Here is an 18,575-nt window from a genome sequence, read left to right as displayed (position 1 = left end):
GGACGCAGGACGTGGGGAGGGGCCACGGGGCGGGCTACCGGAGAGCCGTCAGTCGTCCAGGCGGACCGGCATCAGCACCGAGAACGCCCCCTCGTCGTCCGCCCGGCGGATCGCCAGCGGCGCGGTGGGGGCGGGCCCGAACTCCAGGACGAGCCGGTCCCGGTCCGCGGCGGCGAGCGCGTCCAACAGGAATCCGCGGTCGACACCGACGAGGTGCCCGGCCCCGGCCCCGACCCCGGCCCCGGCCTCGGCCCCGACCCCGACCCCGGCCCCGGCCTCGGCCCCGTCCTTGCCCGGGGTGCCGTCGCCGCAGACGATCACCGTGCCGTCGTCCGCCGTCGAGAGCACGCTGACGTCCCGCGCCTGCCGACCCGGCTCGCGGTCCTCGGCCGCGCGGACGGGGCCGGTCTCCAACGCCTCCCGGAACTCGGGCACATCGACGACGACGCGCCGCCCGGGCGGCAGCTGCACGAGACGGCGGTAGTCGGGGAAGTCGTGGGCCAGGCGCCGCCCCGACGCCTGGCGCTCCCCTGCCTCCAGCGTCACGCGGTCGCCCTCCACGGCGAACCGGGCGGGTCCGTCCTCGCCCAGCAGCGCGCGCATCGCGTCGACGAGCGGCGCGGGCACGATGACCTGCTCGCGGGCTGCCCCGTGTCCGACGGCGGCCAGCCGCGCGACGGCCATCCGGTAGCGGTCGGTGGCCACGACGTGGAGCGCGTCGCCCTCGACGTCGAACAGGACGCCGCCGAGCATCGGCAGCTCGGGGTCCCGGCCCGCGGCGAAGCGGACCGCGTCGAGCGCGTCGGCCAGCGCGGGCGCGGGAAGGGACAGTCGGACGGAGCCGGTACGCGGTGAGGCGGTCATGGGATTCTCCCTGTGATCGAGTAGCGCTTCGAGCGTGGAGAACTCGCTGCGGGCCTCGGCCAGCCCCCGTTCCAGACGGCGCAGGTGCGCCTGGAGCAGCCCTCGCACCAGGTCGGCGTCCGCCCCGGACCAGCCGGCCAGTACCAGCCGGATGTCGGCCAGCGGCAGGCTGGTCCGCCGCAGCCGGGCCAGCACCCTGGCCTCGTCGAGCTGGCCAGGGGCGTACCAGCGGTAGCCACTCGTCGGATCGACCCGGGCGGGGACCAGTACACCGGCACGGTCGTAGAACCGCAGGGCGCTCACGCCCAGTCCGCTGTCGCGGGCCATCTCGCCAATGCTGCGCATCTCGTTCTCCACGTCGGGGACTCTGCTCCCTGAACCAGGTCGAGGGTCAATCATGAGGAGATTCCCGCAGGAGTGGCCGGTGCGACCGTACGGCCGACCGTCTGCCATCCTTGCGCCGTGCAGAAGCCCAGCGCCGTCACCCCGGACGCCCCCGCGGCGATAGGGTCGCCGCTCCTCACCCAGGAGTGGCTCGACCTCGCCTTCATCCACTGGGCCGTCGAGCCCGCCGCCGTGGCGGGACTCCTGCCGCGCGGCACCGTCCCCGACACGCACGACGGACTCACCTACGTCGGACTCGTCGCGTTCCGCATGCACCGGGTCGGATGGTTCCGGCTGCCCGGGATCCCGTACCTCGGCTCGTTCCCGGAGACGAACGTGCGTCTGTACAGCGTGGACGCGCACGGGCGGCGCGGCGTGGTCTTCCGGTCGATGGACGCCTCGCGGCTGATACCGGTGGTGATGGGGCGCATCGGCTTCCGGCTGCCCTACCTGTGGTCCCGCATGTCCGTCCGCTCCGCGGGCGACACCGTGACCTACACCAGCTCCCGCCGCTGGCCGGGACCGCGCGGTGCCCACAGCCGCATCACCCTGCGGACCGGCGAACGCATCCACGAGCCCACGGCCCTGGAGCACTTCCTCACCGCCCGCTGGGGCATGCACAACATGTTCTTCGGCGGGGCGGCGTACCTGCCCAACCACCACCCCCGCTGGCCCCTGCACCGGGCCCGACTCGTCTCGTGCGACGAGGACCTGGTCGCGAGTGCCGGGATACCGGCGACAGGAGAGGACCCGGTCAGCGTCCTCTACTCGCCCGGGGTCCCCGTCCGTCTGGGCCGTCCAGCCCTGCCGGTCTCCGCCGTCTCCGCCCGCCCTTGACCTCAAGCGTGGTTGAGGCATCACGGTGATCCACATGAACACACAGGGATCACCCATGGAAGCAGGCACCGAGGACATCAAGGCCATCGAGCGCGTCGTGGCCACCGTCGAACGCACCCAGCGGAACAAGGACGCCGAAGGGTTCCTCACCCTCTTCCGACCAGACGCGCTCTGGACGACCGGGCACGGCAAGGTACTCCTGGGCTTCGACGCGATCGCCGAGTTCACCCGGGCGGTGCTGCCCCAGGCCGTGTGGGACGGCGACGTCACCTACGAGGTGATCCACACGCAGTTCCTGCGCCCCGACGTGGCGGCGGTCAAGGTCCGGCAGGTCTACCACTCGGCCGAGGGGGAGACGGAAGGTGCCCCGCTGTACGTCATGACCAAGCAGGAGGACGGACGCTGGCTGCTGCACGCCTGCCAGAACACCGAAGTCCGGAGCGGCTGAGGCATGACCGGAGCGGGTGAGGCATGCGGCGCGGGCGCGGCCCGCGCCGTCATGCGGCACCGTCCGGCATTCCGGGAGACCGGGCGATCTCGTCCTCGGCGGCCTCGACGATGGCCAGCACGGCGGCTGCCGCGGCCGCGGGGTCGCGGGCCTCGACGGCTCGCACGACGGCGCGGTGAGCCGGCAGTGAGGCTTCCACCGCGCCGGGGGTCCGGGTGCTGACGAGGAAGCTGTGCTCCAGCGCGATGTCGACAGCACGGCCCAGCGAGCCCAGGAGACGGTTGCCGCCGGCGTCGAGCAGGGCCCGGTGGAAGGCGATGTCGGCCTCGACGTAGCCGCGGCGGCCGGGCCTGGCCGCCGCGGCCTCCATGGCGGCCAGGGAGTCGTACAGCACTCGTACGTCTTCGGGGCCGGCCCGTTCGGCGGCCAGCCGTGCCGCCTCGGGCTCGACGATCCGGCGCAGTTCGCTCGTGTCGCGCAGCAGCGAGGCGGCGTCCCCGGCCTGTTTCCAGCGCAGCACGTCGCGGTCCAGGTGGTTCCAGTGCTCCGGGGACAGCACACGTGTGCCGGTGCGCGGGCGCACGTGGAGCATCCCCTTGGCCGCCAGTGCCTTGACCGCTTCCCGCAGCACCCCTCGGCTGACGCCGATCTCGGCCGCGAGCGCGTCCTCGACCGGCAGCGGATCCCCCGGCTCCCACGTGCCGCCCACGATGCGCCGGCCGAGTTCGTCGGCCACACGCTGCTGCCTGGTCAGAAAGTGCACCACGATCTCCGTCCGCCCCCTGGACGCCATTCATCGAATCATTCAATGATTGTGGGACAGGGTACGGCCCGCGGGTCGGCACCCGGCAACACCCCATCGCGAAGCGGACGACGCCAGAGCCACGGGAGTGACCGCATGACCGACGATCCGAGGACGAGCCGCCGCAGCCAGGCGTGGTTCGGCGCACAGGGCCGCAGCGGCATGGTGTACCGCTCCTGGATGCGCAGCCAGGGCTTCGGCCACGAGGTGTTCGACGGGCGCCCCGTCATCGGCATCGCGACCAGTGCCTCCGAACTCGCCCCGTGCAACGCCCACCTCACCCGGGTCGCCGAGGCCGTCAAGCGCGGGGTGTGGCAAGCCGGCGGCTTTCCGCTGGAGTTCCCCACCATGGCCACCGGCGAGACACTGATGCGCCCCACCGCCATGCTGTACCGCAACCTCATGGCCATGGAGGTCGAGGAACTGATCCGGGCCAATCCGCTCGACGGTGTCGTGTTGCTGTCGGGCTGCGACAAGACGACGCCTGCCATGCTCATGGGCGCCGCCAGCGTCGACCTGCCCGCCGTCATGGTCACCGGCGGGCCGATGCTCAACGGCAAGTACCGGGGGCAGGACGTGGGATCCGGCACCCATGTGTGGAAGTTCGAGGAGGACCTGAAGACCGGCCGGATGACCGAGGAGGAGTGCTTCTTCGCGGAGGGCTGCATGGCACGCTCCAACGGGCACTGCATGACGATGGGGACCGCCTCGACGATGGCCTGCCTGGCCGAGGCGCTCGGCATGCAGCTGCCGGGCTCGGCGGCCTGGCCCGCGGTCGACTCCAGGCGGATGGAGACCGCGCAGGCCGCGGGGCGGCGCATCGTGGGGATGGTGGAGGAGGAGCTGCGCCCCTCGCGGATCCTGACCCGGGAGGCGTTCGAGAACGCCGTCCGGGTCAACGCGGCCATCGGCGGCTCCACGAACGCCGTCATCCATCTCCTGGCCATCGCCGGGCGCGTGGGCGTCGAGTTGAGCCTGCGGGACTTCGACGAACTGGCCCGTGCGGTGCCGACGCTGGTCAACCTGATGCCCAGCGGCAAGTACCTCATGGAGGACTTCTGCTACGCGGGCGGTCTGCCCGCCGTCCTGACCGAACTGCTCGGCGGCGGTCTGCTGCACGGCAACCAGATCACGGTCACCGGACGCACCGTTGCCGAGAACACGAGGGACACGGGGGACACGGGGGACACGGGGGACACGGGGGACACGGGGAAGACGGGGAACACCGAGACCGCCGGGAACACCGAACGGGTCGACTCCGACTCCGACTCCGACGTCATCACGCGACTCGACGCCCCCTTCCAGCCGGCCGGCACCGGAATCGCCGTCCTCCGCGGCAACCTGTGTCCCGACGGCGCCGTGATCAAGCAGTCCGCCGCTTCACCGCACCTGCTCACCCACCGCGGCCCCGCACGCGTCTTCGACTCTCCCGAGGCGTATCACGAGGTGGCCGACGACCCGGATCTCGACATCGACGAGAACACCGTCGTCGTCATCCGCAACGCCGGCCCCAAGGGCTACCCCGGCATGCCCGAGGTCTCCAACGTCCCCCTGCCCGCCAAGCTGCTGAAGGCCGGCGTCAAGGACATGGTGCGCGTCTGCGACGGCCGGATGAGCGGCACCGGGTACGGGACGGTGGTCCTGCACGTGGCGCCGGAGGCCGCCGTAGGCGGACCCCTCGCCCTGGTCCACGACGGGGACCAGGTCGTCCTCGACGTCCCGAACCGCACCCTGCGCCTGGACGTCGACGACGCCGAGCTCACGCGACGCAGGCAGGCGTGGCGCGCCCCCGCCGAACGGCACCCCGGCGGCTACGCCTGGCTCTACACCCAGCACGTCGAACAGGCCGACCAGGGCGCCGACTTCGGATTCCTGCGCGGAAACCGTGGACACGAGGTTCCCCGCGACTCCCACTGAGCCCATGATCGTGATCTTGCAGGTGTGGGACGCCGCGGAGACGGCCGGCACTGACCACTTGGACGAGATCGCCCACACCGTCGGCGGCGTCCGTCCCCAGCCCGCCTACTCCAGTCCACCGAGGCGGAGGGCGTCCTCAATCTCGCTGAGCTTCACGGAGGACAGCACGCCTGCCCGCTCGATCAGGTCGTCCGGGGACAGGACGGTCAGCCACGTGCACGGGGTGAAGCCCGGACGCGGAAACGCGATCCGCAGCACGCCTTCAAAGGGCAGTCCGTCCGCGGCGCCCACGGTCACTTCCACGCCCAGACCGGTGAGGTCGACGCCCGCCGGAGCGACGACCTGCATCACCCGGAGCCCGGATGCCTCGTCTCCCGGCAGCAGCACGACCGGCCGTCGCTCATCAAACTCGACCCACCAGACTTCGCCGTGTTGCATTCGTCCTCCTGGCACGATCTGCGGTGAGGGCCCTGTGCGAGCGGGCGCGGTCACTGCGCCCGATGGGGACCATACCCGTCGTTCCTGGCTGGAGCGGGTGCTGGCGGCAGACCGACGTACTGGCCGAGTCCCGTGGGGCCTGGAGGAGCGAGGAGCAACGCCCCTCCAGGAGCCCGGTTCGAGGCTTTAGAAGAACCCCAGTTTCTTGGGGCTGTAGGAACAAAGAATGTTCTTCGTCTGCTGGTAGTGCTCCAGCATCATCTTGTGGTTCTCCCGGCCGATGCCCGACTGCTTGTAGCCGCCGAAGGCGGCGTGCGCTGGGTACGCGTGGTAGCAGTTCGTCCACACGCGTCCCGCCTGGATCGCGCGGCCCGCGCGGTAGGCGGTGTTCATGTCGCGGGTCCACACCCCGGCGCCGAGGCCGTACAGGGTGTCGTTGGCGGTCTTGACGGCGTCGTCGAAGTCGTCGAAGGACGTCACCGACACCACCGGGCCGAAGATCTCCTCCTGGAAGATCCGCATCCGGTTGTGGCCCTCGAAGATCGTCGGCTGGACGTAGTAGCCGCCCTTCAACTCGCCCTCGTGCTCGATCCGCTCACCGCCGGTGAGTACCTTCGCGCCCTCCTGGCGGCCGATGTCCAGGTAGGAGAGGATCTTCTCCAACTGGTCGTTGGAGGCCTGGGCGCCGATCATCGTGTCAGTGTCCAGGGGGTGGCCGGGCTTGATCAGCTCGGTGCGGGCGACGGCCGCCTCCATGAACTCGGCGTAGGCGCCCCGCTGGACGAGCGCCCGGGACGGGCAGGTGCAGACCTCCCCCTGATTGAGGGCGAACATCGTGAAGCCCTCAAGCGCCTTGTCGCGGAAGTCGTCGTCCCGCGCCCAGACGTCGTCGAAGAAGATGTTCGGCGACTTGCCGCCCAGTTCCAGCGTGACCGGTTTGATGTTCTCCGAGGCGTACTGCATGATCAGCCGCCCGGTGGTGGTCTCGCCGGTGAACGCCACCTTCGCCACCCGGGGGCTCGACGCGAGCGGTTTGCCCGCCTCCACGCCGAAGCCGTTGACGACGTTCAGGACCCCGGGCGGCAGCAGGTCCGCCACCAGGCTCAGCCAGTAGTGGATCGAGGCCGGGGTCTGCTCCGCGGGCTTCAGGACCACGGCGTTGCCGGCGGCGAGGGCGGGCGCGAGCTTCCAGGTCGCCATCAGGATCGGGAAGTTCCACGGGATGATCTGCGCGACGACTCCCAGCGGCTCGTGGAAGTGGTACGCCACGGTGTCGTCGTCGATCTCGCCGAGTGAGCCCTCCTGGGCGCGGATCGCGCCCGCGAAGTAGCGGAAGTGGTCGATGGCGAGGGGGATGTCGGCCGCCAGAGTCTCGCGCACCGGCTTCCCGTTCTCCCAGCTCTCCGCGACCGCCAGGCGCTCCAGGTTCGCCTCCATGCGGTCGGCGATCTTCAGCAGGATGTCGGAACGCTCGGTCACCGAGGTACGGCCCCAGCCCGGAGCGGCCTCGTGCGCGGCGTCGAGCGCCCGCTCCACGTCGTCCGCCGTACCGCGCGCGATCTCGGTGAACGGCAGGCCGTTCACCGGGGACGGGTTCTCGAAGTACTGCCCGCGCGCCGGTGGCACGTACTCGCCGCCGATGAAGTGGTCGTAGCGCGACTGATAGGAGACGATCGCGCCCTCGGTGCCGGGCGCCGCGTAACGGGTCATCCTGTCTGCCTCCCTCATCGTGCGCTGTCCGCCGTTGGACAGCTCTGCGCGCGAGGCTAGGAAGCGGGACGTTGCAGAGACGTTGCGCGCGTCGCGGGCGGTGCCCGGTTTCCCGGAGCGCCGATCGGCGGAGGGTGCTCACCACGCGTGGGGTGCGGCCAGCTCGGACTCCAACGCCGCGAGCCGGGAACTCGTCGCCGCCGTGGGCCGCACCGCCGCGAGCGCCCGCCACACGTCGAGATCGTCCTCCCCCCAGGGGGCGTGAGCCCAGTCGGCCAGCAGGTCGGGGTCAGCGCAGGCGATCAGCGCCGCGCGCAGACCGTCGGCGAGCCGGCGCCTGAGCCGTCCGACCGCCGGAGCCTGGGAACCGGGCAGCATCGGACCCGGGTACGCCGACGCGGCCGCCGTGATCGCACCGGCCCGCAGCCGGCGTTCGACGACGGAGGCGTCGGACTCGACGGGCATCGTGAGCCGGTACGGCCGGGAAGCCAGTCGGCCGGGTCCCAGGATGCCGCGCAGCCGGGCCAGCTCGGCCCTCAGTGTCACCGGCGGTACCGTCTCGTCCTCGTACAGGGCGCACAGCAATTCGTCCCCCGTCAGACCCTCGGGATGGTGGGCCAGCAGCACGACGATCTCGCTGTGCCGCCGGCTCAGCCGGACCCTGCGACCGTCGGCGCTCAGCAGGGCCTCGTCGCGGCCCAGCGCGGTCAGCTCGGCCGCCTCCGGAGCGGACCGCTCCGGAGTGAGCAGCGCCAGCTGGGACTCCGCGGCACGCGCCACCGCCTGTACGAAACCCAGACTGTGGGGATGCGCCAGACCGTCCCCGCCGGTGATGTCCACGGCACCGAGCACCCGACCGGTGCGGGGATCGTGCACCGGAGCGGCGGCGCAGGTCCAGGGCTGTACCCGGCGTATGAAGTGCTCGGCCGCGAACACCTGCACCGGACGGCCGACGGCCACCGCCGTGCCCGGCGCGTTCGTCCCGACGGCCGACTCCGACCAGCGGGCCCCCGGCACGAAGTTCATCCGTCCCGCCCGGCGCCGGGTGGCAGGATGCCCCTCGACCCACAGCAGCCTGCCGTGCTCGTCGCACACCGCGAGCAGGTGCTCGCCGTCGGCGGCGAACGTGCCCAGCAACTCGCGGACCAGCGGCATCACGCGCGACAGCGGGTGTTCGGCCCGGTAGGCGCCGAGGTCGCCGTCCATCAGTTCCACGCTCGCCGTACCGTCCGGGCCGACACCCGCCCGGACCGACCGCCGCCACGAATCCGCGACCACGGCCCGCACGGGCCGCGGCACCGTTCCCGCTTCGGTGAAGGTCTCGTGGGCCCGGCGCAGTGCCCGCGCGCGCTCGACGGGGTCGGCCCCCGGTTCCAGAGCCAGCCATGCATCAGTCAACTGGGCCTCCTCCCCGGACGGTGTTGCGGTGTGGGACATCGTGACTCCGCGGATACGCGCGGACAACCACTTCGACCGGCCGGACACCCGAATGTGGCGTTCCGAGTGGACCGGCGAGGAGGCCGGGCGAGGCCCGGCGACGGCCGGACGTGGGGGTCAGGCGAAGTTGACCAGTCTGATGTAGCGGGTCCAGTCCCAGAACGGCCCCGGATCCGTGTGGTCGCTGCCGGGAACCTCGTGGTGCGCGATGATGTGCGTGCGGTCCTTGGGGATGCCGTAGGTGGTGCAGATCGCCGCGGTGAGCCGGGCAGACTGCTCGTACATGGCGTTGGTGAAGTACTCGGGCCGGTCGATCCATCCCTCGTGTTCGATCCCGATGCTGCGGGTGTTGTAGTCCCAGTTGCCCGCGTGCCAGGCGATGTCCGTCTCGCGGACGCACTGCGCCACGTGCCCGTCGGAGGACCGGACGACGTAGTGTGCGGACACCTGTTTCTCGGGATCGCGGAAGATGGACAGCGTGTCCGCGTACGTCTCCTGCGTGACGTGGACGACCACGAAGTCGACGGGGTAGGCCGTGGGCCGGCTCGACCGGCTGTAGTTCGACGTGCTCGCCGGCAGCCACTCGGCCGAGGGGTAGTCGACGGCACGGGCCTGCGCGGCGGCCCGTGTACCGGAGAGCAGGGTGTAGGGGACGGTGGCCAGCGCGGCGCCCTTCAGGAGCCGCCGCCTGGTCGGAACGGGTGCTGTCCTCTCCCTTTCCATGGGATTGCCCTTTCGTCGGTGGGCCCTGGGCCCGGTGGGGGGTGAGTGCTCAGCCGTTCGGAATGACGGAGAGACATGTCCGAGCGCACGACGGAGCGAAATGACTGCGGAGCGGAATGCCGGCGCGGACGTCCGACCGCCCCGTGGGCGAGGTGCGTCCGCGTGAATCACCGTACGGGGAGCGGGGGTTGCGCAGTAGAGCGCCGCGCCGTTCCGTGGACAGCCACCGCCTTGTGAACACCGTGCTCACTCGATCGAGTGAACGGGAGCGATGGTTCGGCTTGTCGGTGACTCCCGACGAGCGAGTGTCAGGCCCGCTCCGCCACCGCGCCCGGGTCGTCCAGGACCGCCCGGACCACGGAGTGTGCGGCGCCGAGCAGCGGACCCTGCGGACCCAGCTCGGACACCACGACCGGACAGGCGGGGCCCGCCGTGCGCCCGGCCAGTTCGTCCCGCAGCGACGGCAACAGCCAGGGCGCGAGTCCGGCGAGGGCGCCGCCCAGCACCACGCCCTCGGGGTCGAGCAGGTTCACCGCACCGGTCAGGGCGATGCCGAGCGCCGTGCCCGCCTCGCGCAGGGCACGCCGTACGTCCTCGTCACCCTCCGCGGCCCGGTCGGCGAGCAGCCCGACACGGTCTTCCCCCGGCTCCACGCCCGCCGCGCGCAGGACCGCCTTCTCACCGGCGTACTGTTCCAGGCACCCGCGCCCACCGCAGGCGCACTCGGGCCCGTCGGGATGGACCGGCACATGCCCCAGCTCGCCGGCGAACCCGCGGGTGCCGCGCAGCAGCCGACCGTCGAACACCACGGCCGCACCGATGCCGATCTCGGCCGAGACGTGCAGGAAGTCCCGGGGGGTGCCGTCGCCGAGCCAGAGTTCGGCGAGTGCGCCGAAATTGGCCTCGTTGTCCACGGTCGGCGGCAGATCCGCCGGCAGCAGGGCGCCGAGGTCCGCGTCGTGCCAGTCCAGGTTCGGCGCGCGGACGACGGTCCGGCCGTCCCGGGCGACCAGACCGGGCACGGCCACCGCGAGCCCGGCCGGCCACAGTCCCTCGGTCTCCGCCTCCGAGACCACCTGCCGCACCAGGCCGGTGAGCTGCTCCAGCACCGGCTCCGGCGAACGGCCCCGGTTGCTGCCGTACCGCACCGCACGCGCGCGTACGCGGCCGCGGAGGTCAACGGCACAGACCGCGAGATGGTCGACGCCGACCTCCGCCCCGATTCCGGCCGGGCCCTGACCACTCACGGCGAGTGCGGAGCCGGGACGGCCCACGCGGCCGGGGCGTTCGGGACCCAGCTCCTCCAGCAGGCCCGAGCGGATGAGTTCGTCCACGAGGGTCGACACCGCGGCCCGCGTCAGCCCGATCCGCGAGGCCACGGCGGCCCGGGACAGCGGGCCCTCGGCGCTGACGGTGTGCATCACCCGCGCCAGGTTGCGGCGGCGCATTCCCTGCTGGGTGTCCGGCAGCGCGCGCCCGGGGCGGGCCGGCTGGGCTTCGTGCGGCGGTGCGGTCATGCCTCCGTCAGTCCTCGGTCTGTCGTCGCTCGGTCCGGTCCCGGCCGGGACCGGCGGTCGCCACGGCGCGCGGTCGGGGCCACGTGCGGGCCGTCCGACGCCGGAGGCGACGGGGGATGCCTGAGACGCCCCTCGTCACGTCCCGGTCTGCCGGGCGACCCGTCCGCGGCGGCTCCGCGGGGAGCGGAGGGCGGACTGTCCGCCGACGGCCCCGCCCGGGCGGGCGCGCCCTCAGCGGGAGGCCGCGTCCCGTTCCAGCAGCGGTGCCGCGTCGGAGAGTACCCCGGTGATCCGGTTCAGCGTCGCCTCGTCCCGCTCCACGGCGTCGAGCACCGGCCCGGCGGCCGTGTTCCAGCGGCGGGCGACCGCGGCCGCGTCCTCGCCGGTCAGCAGACCGGCCGCCTGCGCCGCGGCACCGAGCGCGACCAGCTCCCTGGCGTCCGGGATCTGGACCGGGCGCCCGGACAGCCGCCGCACCGTCTGCTGCCAGGCCGTCCCCCGGGCACCGCCGCCGATCAGCAGCAGGGGCGCGGACGGGTCCGCGTCGGCGTCGAGTACGAGGTCGAGCGCGCCGAGCAGCGAGTGGACGGCGCCGTCGTAGGCGGCCTGGAGCAGTTGTCCGGCGGTCGTGTCGTGGCGCAGCCCGTGCAGGAGGCCGGAGGAGTGCGGCAGGTTCGGTGTGCGCTCGCCGTCGAGGAAGGGCAGCAGGGTGACGTCGGTGCCGGGCTCGACGGCTTCGCGGTCCAGGCCCAGCAGGGACGCGACGCGGTCCACGGCGAGCGTGCAGTTGAGGGTGCAGGCCAGCGGCAGCCAGTCGCCGCGCGCGTCGGCGAAGCCCGCCACGGTGCCGGTCGGGTCGGCGGGCCGGCGCTGCGACACGGCGTACGCCGTGCCCGAGGTGCCGAGGCTCATCACCGGGACGCCGGGGCGCAGTCCGAGCCCCAGCGCGGCGGCCGCGTTGTCGCCGGTGCCGGCGGCGACCAGGGTGCCCTTGGAGAACGGCAGGCCGTGGTCGGCGCGTACGGTGCCGGCCACCTCACCGGGCCGGACCACTCGGGGCAGCAGCGCCGGATCGAGCCCCACGCGCGCGAGGATCTCCTCGTCGTAGGCCTCCGTGGCCGACGCCCACCAGCCGGTGCCGGACACGTCGCCGCGGTCGGTGGTCCCCTCGCCGGTGAGGCGCTCGGTGAGGTAGTCGTGGGGGAGCCGTACGGCCTGCACCGCGCGGACCGCCTCCGGTTCGTGCTCGGCCAGCCAGGCCCACTTGGTGACCGTGAAGGAGGCGCTGGGCACGCTCCCGGTGCGCTCCGCCCAGGCCTTGGGGCCGCCCAGCTCGTCGATCAGCCGGCGGGCCTGCGGAGCTGAGCGCACGTCGTTCCAGAGCAGGGCGGGGCGCACCGGCTCGCCCTGGGCGTCGAGCGTGACCAGACCGTGCTGCTGCCCGCCGATGGACACCGCGGCGGCCTCGCGGGCGGCCTCGCCGCACTGGTCCAGGGCCTCGCCCAGCGCGTCCCACCACTGGCGGGGATCGCTCTCGCGGCCGGTCCCGGAGGACACGGTGTGGGGCGCCTGGCCGCTCGCGACGACCCGGCCGGTGGCCGCGTCGACGACCAGTGCCTTGGTGGACTGGGTGGACGTGTCCACGCCGACGACGAGCGGACCCTCGGCTGCTGACATCGGGCTTCTCCCTCTTCCGCGGGTCCTGTGACCCGGCCTTCACTCCTTCGGGGACACCTTGTCCCTTCCCAGGACCGTGTGTGCATACTAATTTGTAAAGCGCCATGACGAAATAGTCGGCAGCGATTGATCGGCAGCGAGTGAGGAGCCGCGGAATGAACTACCAGCCCACTCCCGAGGACAGGTTCACGTTCGGCTTGTGGACGGTCGGCTGGCAGGGCCGTGACCCGTTCGGTGACGCCACCCGGCAGGCCCTGGACCCGGCGGAGTCCGTGCGGCGTCTGTCCGAGCTGGGCGCGTACGGCGTCACGTTCCACGACGACGACCTGATCCCCTTCGGGTCGAGCGACACGGAGCGGGAGTCGCACATCAAGCGGTTCCGGCAGGCGCTGGACGCGACCGGCATGAAGGTGCCGATGGCGACGACGAACCTGTTCACCCACCCGGTGTTCAAGGACGGCGCCTTCACGGCGAACGACCGGGACGTGCGCCGCTACGCGCTGCGCAAGACGATCCGCAACATCGACCTCGCGGTCGAGCTGGGCGCGAGCGTCTATGTGGCCTGGGGCGGCCGGGAGGGCGCGGAGTCCGGTGCGGCCAAGGACGTGCGGGACGCGCTCGACCGGATGAAGGAGGCCTTCGACCTGCTGGGCGAGTACGTCACCGAGCAGGGCTACGACCTGAAGTTCGCGATCGAGCCCAAGCCGAACGAGCCGCGCGGTGACATCCTGCTCCCGACGGTCGGCCACGCCCTCGCCTTCATCGAGCGCCTTGAGCGGCCGGAGCTGTACGGCGTGAACCCGGAGGTCGGCCACGAGCAGATGGCCGGCCTGAACTTCCCCCACGGCATCGCCCAGGCGCTGTGGGCGGGCAAGCTCTTCCACATCGACCTCAACGGCCAGTCGGGCATCAAGTACGACCAGGACCTGCGGTTCGGTGCGGGCGACCTGCGGGCCGCGTTCTGGCTCGTCGACCTGCTGGAGCGGGCCGGGTACGCGGGTCCGCGGCACTTCGACTTCAAGCCGCCGCGGACCGAGGACTTCGACGGCGTGTGGGCGTCGGCGGCCGGCTGCATGCGCAACTACCTGATCCTCAAGGACCGGGCGGCGGCCTTCCGCGCCGACCCGCAGGTGCAGGAGGCGCTGGCCGCGGCCCGGCTGGACGAACTGGCCCGCCCGACCGCCGAGGACGGCCTCGCCGCCCTGCTGGCCGACCAGAGCGCCTACGACACCTTCGACGTGGACGCGGCCGCCGCGCGAGGCATGGCCTTCGAGCACCTCGACCAGCTCGCCATGGACCACCTCCTCGGCGCCCGCTGACCGGCTCGGCACCCGTGAGAACGCTCCGGCCCCGTCCTTCGCGGACGGGGCCGGAGCTCGTGCGGGGCGTCACCCGGCAGGGCGGGACGGGGCCGTAAGGGCCCGCGGTCCGTCGAGGCCGGTCAGGGCTCGCACTCCATCGCGAGGGTCGCTGAGGCCAGTGCCGTCGCCGGGTCCTGGCTCGGGCCGCCCACGGGGACCCAACGGCCGTGCTCCCTGCGGTACGGCCACCAACGCCCTCGGCGGTCCAGCCGGAGCTGGTGGGGTGCGCCGACGACGGTCCACCGGTTGGCCCGCGCCAGCAGCGAGGGCCGCTCGTCCTCCTCCCAGGCCGACTCCAGGGCCGCACGCGCGCGTGCGAGCGTGTCGCCCTCCACCGCCCATTCCTCCTCGAGCACGGACAGGGCGGCCCCGCCTCCGAGCCGCCATGCGCGTACGGCCGCGTCCAGCGCCTCCCGCGTGCGCCCCGAACCGTCGCCGAGGCGGTCCAGTACGTCCGGTCCCGGATCCCCCGCGGCCAAGCGCACCGCATCCTGTGCCGGGGTCGGCTCCGGGGCCACCGCGTGCCCGCCGTGCCCGCCGCGCAGGGCCTCGGCGAGCAGGCGGTGGGCCTCCGCCGCCGTCCGCGAGGCCAGAAAGGACAGGCCGGAAGGGTCGACGCCCGGCGGAGGCGCCGCCTCGGTGTCCAGCGACGGCGGTACGCCCGGGCCCTCCCCAAGGCTGGGCGGTGCGGGCAACGGAGGCAGCACCTGGCCCGCCGCGTACGCCTCAGCGGCGTCCACACCCTCCGGCCGGGACGTGACGTCCTCCGTGGGCGCGGAGCCGCGCGTCTGGAGGGCGTCGAGTACGGCACCCTCCGCGCGTCCCCGCATCAACAGCAGGACGAAGGGATCCTGGTCCAGCAGCCTCGCGACCTGGTAGCAGAGCGCGGCGGTGTGCCCGCAGTGGTCCCAGGCGCCGCAGTCGCACTCCGGTTCCAAGTCGCCCATGCCCGGCAGCAGGTCGATGCCGGCCGCCGCCGCGTCCTCCACGAGGTGCGGTGGCATGTCGCGGTCCAGCAGCGCCGCGACATGCCCCGACCGCTCGATCGCCATGTCGACAAAGCGGTCCCATTGCGCGTCGGAGAGCTGCTCCAGCAGGACGTCGGCCCGGTGCGCCGTACGGTCCCGGTCTTGGACGACCGCCGTGATGCGCCCCGGCCGCACCGACACAGCCCCGACCGCGCCCGCGCGCGCCAGCCGGCGCCCCGTCTTCACCTGCGCCGCGTCCATCGCCGCGTCCTCCAGCGCCTTCAGCCAGGCGCGGCCCCACCAGGTCTGCGCGAAGCCGCGTCCCTGTGCGGGCGGCAGCGCGACGAACGTCCGCTCCGCCTCGTCGTCGTACCGGGTCATCGCGTACCCCCTCGCAGCTCGACCAGGTCGGCCAGTTCCGCGTCCGTCAGTTCCGTGAGCGCCGCCTCGCCCGAGCCCAGAACGGCGTCGGCGAGTTCCCTCTTGCGCTTCAGGAGGGCGGCGATGCGGTCTTCGATGGTCCCCTCGGCGATCAGCCGGTGCACCTGCACGGGACGGGTCTGGCCGATCCGGTAGGCACGGTCGGTGGCCTGGGCCTCGACGGCCGGGTTCCACCAGCGGTCGTAGTGCACGACGTGTTCCGCGCGCGTGAGGTTCAGTCCGGTGCCCGCGGCCTTCAGGGACAGCAGGAAGACCGGGGCGTCGCCGTCCTGGAAGCGTCGCACCAGCGACTCCCGTGCGGTGACGGACGTGCCGCCGTGCAGGAACAGCGACGACACGCCGCGCGCGGCCAGATGCCGCTCCAGGAGCCGCGCCATCTGCACGTACTGCGTGAAGACCAGTACGCTCGCCTGCTCGCTGAGGATCGTGTCGAGCAGCTCGTCCAGCAGTTCCAGCTTCCCCGAGCGGCCGGTGATCTTCGGCCGGTCCTCCTTGAGGAACTGCGCCGGGTGGTTGCAGATCTGCTTGAGGCTCGTCAGAAGCTTCACGATCATGCCGCGGCGCGCCATCTGGTCGGCCCCGGCGATCTCCGCGAGCGCCTCGCGCACCACCGCCTCGTACAGGCCCGTCTGTTCGGCGGTCAGCGACACGGGATGGTCCGTCTCGGTCTTCGGTGGCAGTTCCGGCGCGATTCCGGGATCGGATTTGCGGCGTCGCAGCAGGAAGGGCCGTACGAGCCGGGCGAGTCGCTCCGCCGCCGCCGGGTCCTGCCCGCCCTCGACGGCCTGGGCGTAGTGCCGCCGGAAGCCGCCGAGCCGGCCCAGCAACCCGGGGGTGGTCCAGTCGAGAACGGCCCACAGCTCCGAGAGGTTGTTCTCCACCGGGGTGCCGGTGAGCGCCACACGCGCGCGGGCGCCGATGGAGCGCAACTGTCGCGCGGTCTCGGAGTACGGGTTCTTCACGTGCTGCGCCTCGTCCGCCACGACCATGCCCCACGACACGGCGGCGAGCCGTTCGGTGTCCAGGCGCATGGTGCCGTAGGTGGTCAGCACGAACTCGCCGTCCGCGAGGCCGTCGAGGTCGCGGCGAGGCCCGTGGAAGCGGCGCACGGGCGTGCCGGGCGCGAACCGCTCGATCTCCCGCTGCCAGTTGCCCATCAGGGAGGTCGGGCAGACCACCAGGGTGGGACCGGCGGCGTCCGCGTCCGACTGCCGGTGCAGATGCAGGGCGATCAGTGTGACGGTCTTCCCGAGCCCCATGTCGTCGGCGAGGCAGCAGCCGAGGCCCGACGACGTCATGCGGACCAGCCAGTTGAGGCCCCGTCGCTGGTAGTCGCGCAGCGTGGCATCGAGGGCGGCGGGCTGCGCCACGGGCTCCTGCGCCTCGGGGTCGGCGAGGCGCTCGCGCAGGGACGCCAGCCATCCTGTGGGCCGCACCTCCACGCGGCGTCCGTCGACCTCCGCCGAGCCCGTCAGGGCCGCGGCCAGGGCGTCGACCGGCGTGACCTTGTGATCCTGGCGGGCGCGGGCGCGGGCGCGGTGGGCCTCCTCCGGATCGACGAGCACCCACTGGTCGCGCAGGCGTACGAGGGGGCGATTCGCCTCGGCGAGCAGGTCCAGCTCCTCGCGCGTGAGGGCCTTGTCGCCCAGGGCGAACGTCCAGTTGAAGGCGAGCAGCGCGTCCGCGGACAGGAACGACGGGCCGGCCTCGGGCACCGCCGCACGCGACGCCGGGCCGCCGTCGGGCGGTCCCACTTCGGCGCGCTCGGTCAGGTCACGGGCCAGCTCCCTCGGCCAGTGCACGTCGACTCCGGCGCCGGCGAGCGCCCGGGAACCGGTTCCGAGCAGCTCGGTGATCTCTTCGTCGGTGAGCTCGACGGCTTCCGGCACTGTCGCCGACAGCAGGGGTGTGAGCGAGGGCCAGGCCCGTGCTGCCCGGCGCAGCGCGAGCAGGGCGTCCATCCGCGCGCGCGTGCCGAACGCCTCTCCCACGGTGCCGCCCCACACCTGAGCGGTGTCGGCGACGAGCCCGGGATCGCTGACGCTGTGCACCTGTGGCACCGCCCGGAACGCCGGCCGGGCGTCCTCGTGAGCCGCGGCCGACAGTCCCCGCACCTCGACACGCAGCGACAGTCGTACGCCCGTGTCGTGTCCCGCGGCGACGTCCAGGGCCCATTCGCGCAGCTCGGGCGAAGGCCGGGGCGGCCGCGAGGCGTAGGCGGGCCCGGCCGTCAGGAGTTCGGCGGCGGGAGAACGGGGCAGCGTGTCCGCTACGGCGTCCAGGAAGGACCGCACCAGGAGTTCCGGGTCGGGCAGCCGCAGGGGACCGGCGCCGTCCAACGGGACCGCGTGTGCCTCGGGCGGCATGGCGGCGGCGAGATGACGGACCCGCTCGGCCCCCTCCGCGTCCAGTGGACCCGCGCGCCAGGCGTCGTGTTCGGACGCGGACAGGCCGGGCAGCAACAGCCCGCGCGCCACGAGGTGCAGGGCCTCGACGGCGACCGCTCCCCAGAACACCGACGCCCGGTGGCCGTCCGCGAGGGCACGCGCGCGTGTGAGTACGGGCAGGGCGGCCCGTACCGGGAGCAGCACGGCCGGCACGCTCACCGCCTCCACACCGTTGCCGTCGGGCAGTGCGACCGTCAGGCTTCCCGGGGCGCCCGTCTGTACGGTGCCGGGCGCTTCGCCGTCGGGGCGCCAGAACGCGACCGTGCCGGTGCGTGCAGGATCGCCGGGCAGGAAGACGGCGCAGCAGTCGACGAGTGCGGAGATCTCGGAGGGGGCGGGAGGAGTGTTCTGCGCAGCGATGACGTATTCCTCAAATTTGACTAGCCAGGGTGCGGCGGCCGAGTGTACACGGACGTCGAGGCCATGGGCTGCGGCTTGGACGTGGCATGGGTCACTATTCAGTGGGGGAGGTGCTCTGCCAATGCCTTCCCGGACCCGGTCGCGGACGAGCTCTCAGGGGCGCGTAGGGGTCGGTCCTCAGGGAGTTCTCAGGGTCGCGCTGCGGAACCGCCGCGAGCGCGGGACCGTTTTCAGGACAGAGAGC

The 18,575-nt window shown here is 72.7% G+C and carries 14 protein-coding genes; 4 read left to right on the top strand and 10 right to left on the bottom strand.

The annotated features are described in order from the left end of the window. Positions 1-48: 48 nt before the first annotated feature. The gene (locus ACH4D3_RS24975; protein WP_398325821.1) at positions 49-1,263 is read right to left on the bottom strand and encodes a MerR family transcriptional regulator; all 1,215 of its coding nucleotides are present in this window, start codon (positions 1,261-1,263) and stop codon (positions 49-51) included. A 63-nt stretch (positions 1,264-1,326) separates the two neighbouring features. Here ACH4D3_RS24975 and ACH4D3_RS24970 point away from each other — a divergent pair, with 63 nt between their 5' ends. After that, the gene (locus tag ACH4D3_RS24970; protein ID WP_398325818.1) at positions 1,327-2,085 is read left to right on the top strand and encodes a YqjF family protein; all 759 of its coding nucleotides are present in this window, start codon (positions 1,327-1,329) and stop codon (positions 2,083-2,085) included. 34 nt (positions 2,086-2,119) lie between these two features. After that, on the top strand, positions 2,120-2,533 hold the full coding sequence (locus ACH4D3_RS24965) for an SgcJ/EcaC family oxidoreductase (RefSeq protein WP_398325815.1): 414 nt from the start codon (positions 2,120-2,122) through the stop codon (positions 2,531-2,533). 49 nt (positions 2,534-2,582) lie between these two features. Here ACH4D3_RS24965 and ACH4D3_RS24960 read toward each other — a convergent pair whose 3' ends face one another. Further along, positions 2,583-3,326 carry a FadR/GntR family transcriptional regulator gene (locus ACH4D3_RS24960; protein WP_398325812.1) on the bottom strand — a complete coding sequence of 248 codons (744 nt, stop codon included), beginning with the start codon at positions 3,324-3,326 and terminating at the stop codon, positions 2,583-2,585. A 105-nt stretch (positions 3,327-3,431) separates the two neighbouring features. Here ACH4D3_RS24960 and ACH4D3_RS24955 point away from each other — a divergent pair, with 105 nt between their 5' ends. Continuing rightward, positions 3,432-5,252, top strand: coding sequence for an IlvD/Edd family dehydratase (locus ACH4D3_RS24955; protein WP_398325809.1), 1,821 nt, complete (start codon positions 3,432-3,434; stop codon positions 5,250-5,252). 105 nt (positions 5,253-5,357) lie between these two features. Here ACH4D3_RS24955 and ACH4D3_RS24950 read toward each other — a convergent pair whose 3' ends face one another. The 6 genes from ACH4D3_RS24950 to xylB form a co-directional block, all read right to left on the bottom strand. Next, on the bottom strand, positions 5,358-5,690 hold the full coding sequence (locus ACH4D3_RS24950; protein ID WP_398325806.1) for a type II toxin-antitoxin system PemK/MazF family toxin: 333 nt from the start codon (positions 5,688-5,690) through the stop codon (positions 5,358-5,360). 186 nt (positions 5,691-5,876) lie between these two features. Next, complete coding sequence (locus ACH4D3_RS24945) at positions 5,877-7,400, bottom strand: aldehyde dehydrogenase family protein (RefSeq protein WP_398325803.1); 1,524 nt, start codon at positions 7,398-7,400, stop codon at positions 5,877-5,879. Between the two features lie 138 nt (positions 7,401-7,538). After that, positions 7,539-8,837, bottom strand: coding sequence for a GAF domain-containing protein (locus ACH4D3_RS24940; protein ID WP_398325800.1), 1,299 nt, complete (start codon positions 8,835-8,837; stop codon positions 7,539-7,541). Between the two features lie 117 nt (positions 8,838-8,954). Next, positions 8,955-9,560 carry an N-acetylmuramoyl-L-alanine amidase gene (locus ACH4D3_RS24935; protein ID WP_398325797.1) on the bottom strand — a complete coding sequence of 202 codons (606 nt, stop codon included), beginning with the start codon at positions 9,558-9,560 and terminating at the stop codon, positions 8,955-8,957. 308 nt (positions 9,561-9,868) lie between these two features. Beyond that, a complete protein-coding gene (locus ACH4D3_RS24930; RefSeq protein WP_398325794.1) occupies positions 9,869-11,077 on the bottom strand; it encodes an ROK family protein in 1,209 nt (402 codons plus the stop codon). Between the two features lie 231 nt (positions 11,078-11,308). After that, positions 11,309-12,754, bottom strand: a complete 1,446-nt coding sequence (xylB, locus tag ACH4D3_RS24925) for a xylulokinase (RefSeq protein WP_398325791.1) — start codon at positions 12,752-12,754, stop codon at positions 11,309-11,311. A 155-nt stretch (positions 12,755-12,909) separates the two neighbouring features. On the opposite strand from xylB, the gene xylA reads away from it, so the two are divergent. Next, entirely contained in the window at positions 12,910-14,073 is a 1,164-nt protein-coding gene (gene xylA, locus ACH4D3_RS24920) for a xylose isomerase (RefSeq protein ID WP_361864144.1), read from the top strand. A 122-nt stretch (positions 14,074-14,195) separates the two neighbouring features. Here xylA and ACH4D3_RS24915 read toward each other — a convergent pair whose 3' ends face one another. Beyond that, positions 14,196-15,464, bottom strand: a complete 1,269-nt coding sequence (locus ACH4D3_RS24915; RefSeq protein WP_398325788.1) for an SWF or SNF family helicase — start codon at positions 15,462-15,464, stop codon at positions 14,196-14,198. After that, complete coding sequence (locus ACH4D3_RS24910) at positions 15,461-18,331, bottom strand: DEAD/DEAH box helicase (protein WP_398326390.1); 2,871 nt, start codon at positions 18,329-18,331, stop codon at positions 15,461-15,463. Before ACH4D3_RS24910 ends, ACH4D3_RS24915 begins: the two co-directional genes overlap by 4 nt. Positions 18,332-18,575: the final 244 nt, after the last annotated feature.

It is taken from the genome of Streptomyces sp. NPDC018026 (assembly GCF_044327745.1).
GTDB lineage: Bacteria > Actinomycetota > Actinomycetes > Streptomycetales > Streptomycetaceae > Streptomyces > Streptomyces rubrogriseus.
This window is presented reverse-complemented; position numbering and strand designations above follow the sequence as displayed.

Excerpts from the sequence above, each read along its gene's own strand:
- ACH4D3_RS24945 (WP_398325803.1), bottom strand. The coding sequence starts at position 7,400 with ATGACCCGTTACGCGGCGCCCGGCACCGAGGGCGCGATCGTCTCCTAT.
- ACH4D3_RS24935 (WP_398325797.1), bottom strand. The coding sequence starts at position 9,560 with ATGGAAAGGGAGAGGACAGCACCCGTTCCGACCAGGCGGCGGCTCCTG.
- ACH4D3_RS24965 (WP_398325815.1), top strand. The coding sequence starts at position 2,120 with ATGAACACACAGGGATCACCCATGGAAGCAGGCACCGAGGACATCAAG.
- ACH4D3_RS24975 (WP_398325821.1), bottom strand. The coding sequence starts at position 1,263 with ATGATTGACCCTCGACCTGGTTCAGGGAGCAGAGTCCCCGACGTGGAG.
- ACH4D3_RS24930 (WP_398325794.1), bottom strand. The coding sequence starts at position 11,077 with ATGACCGCACCGCCGCACGAAGCCCAGCCGGCCCGCCCCGGGCGCGCG.
- xylB (WP_398325791.1), bottom strand. The coding sequence starts at position 12,754 with ATGTCAGCAGCCGAGGGTCCGCTCGTCGTCGGCGTGGACACGTCCACC.
- xylA (WP_361864144.1), top strand. The coding sequence starts at position 12,910 with ATGAACTACCAGCCCACTCCCGAGGACAGGTTCACGTTCGGCTTGTGG.
- ACH4D3_RS24955 (WP_398325809.1), top strand. The coding sequence starts at position 3,432 with ATGACCGACGATCCGAGGACGAGCCGCCGCAGCCAGGCGTGGTTCGGC.
- ACH4D3_RS24950 (WP_398325806.1), bottom strand. The coding sequence starts at position 5,690 with ATGCAACACGGCGAAGTCTGGTGGGTCGAGTTTGATGAGCGACGGCCG.
- ACH4D3_RS24915 (WP_398325788.1), bottom strand. The coding sequence starts at position 15,464 with ATGACCCGGTACGACGACGAGGCGGAGCGGACGTTCGTCGCGCTGCCG.
- ACH4D3_RS24940 (WP_398325800.1), bottom strand. The coding sequence starts at position 8,837 with ATGTCCCACACCGCAACACCGTCCGGGGAGGAGGCCCAGTTGACTGAT.
- ACH4D3_RS24960 (WP_398325812.1), bottom strand. The coding sequence starts at position 3,326 with ATGGCGTCCAGGGGGCGGACGGAGATCGTGGTGCACTTTCTGACCAGG.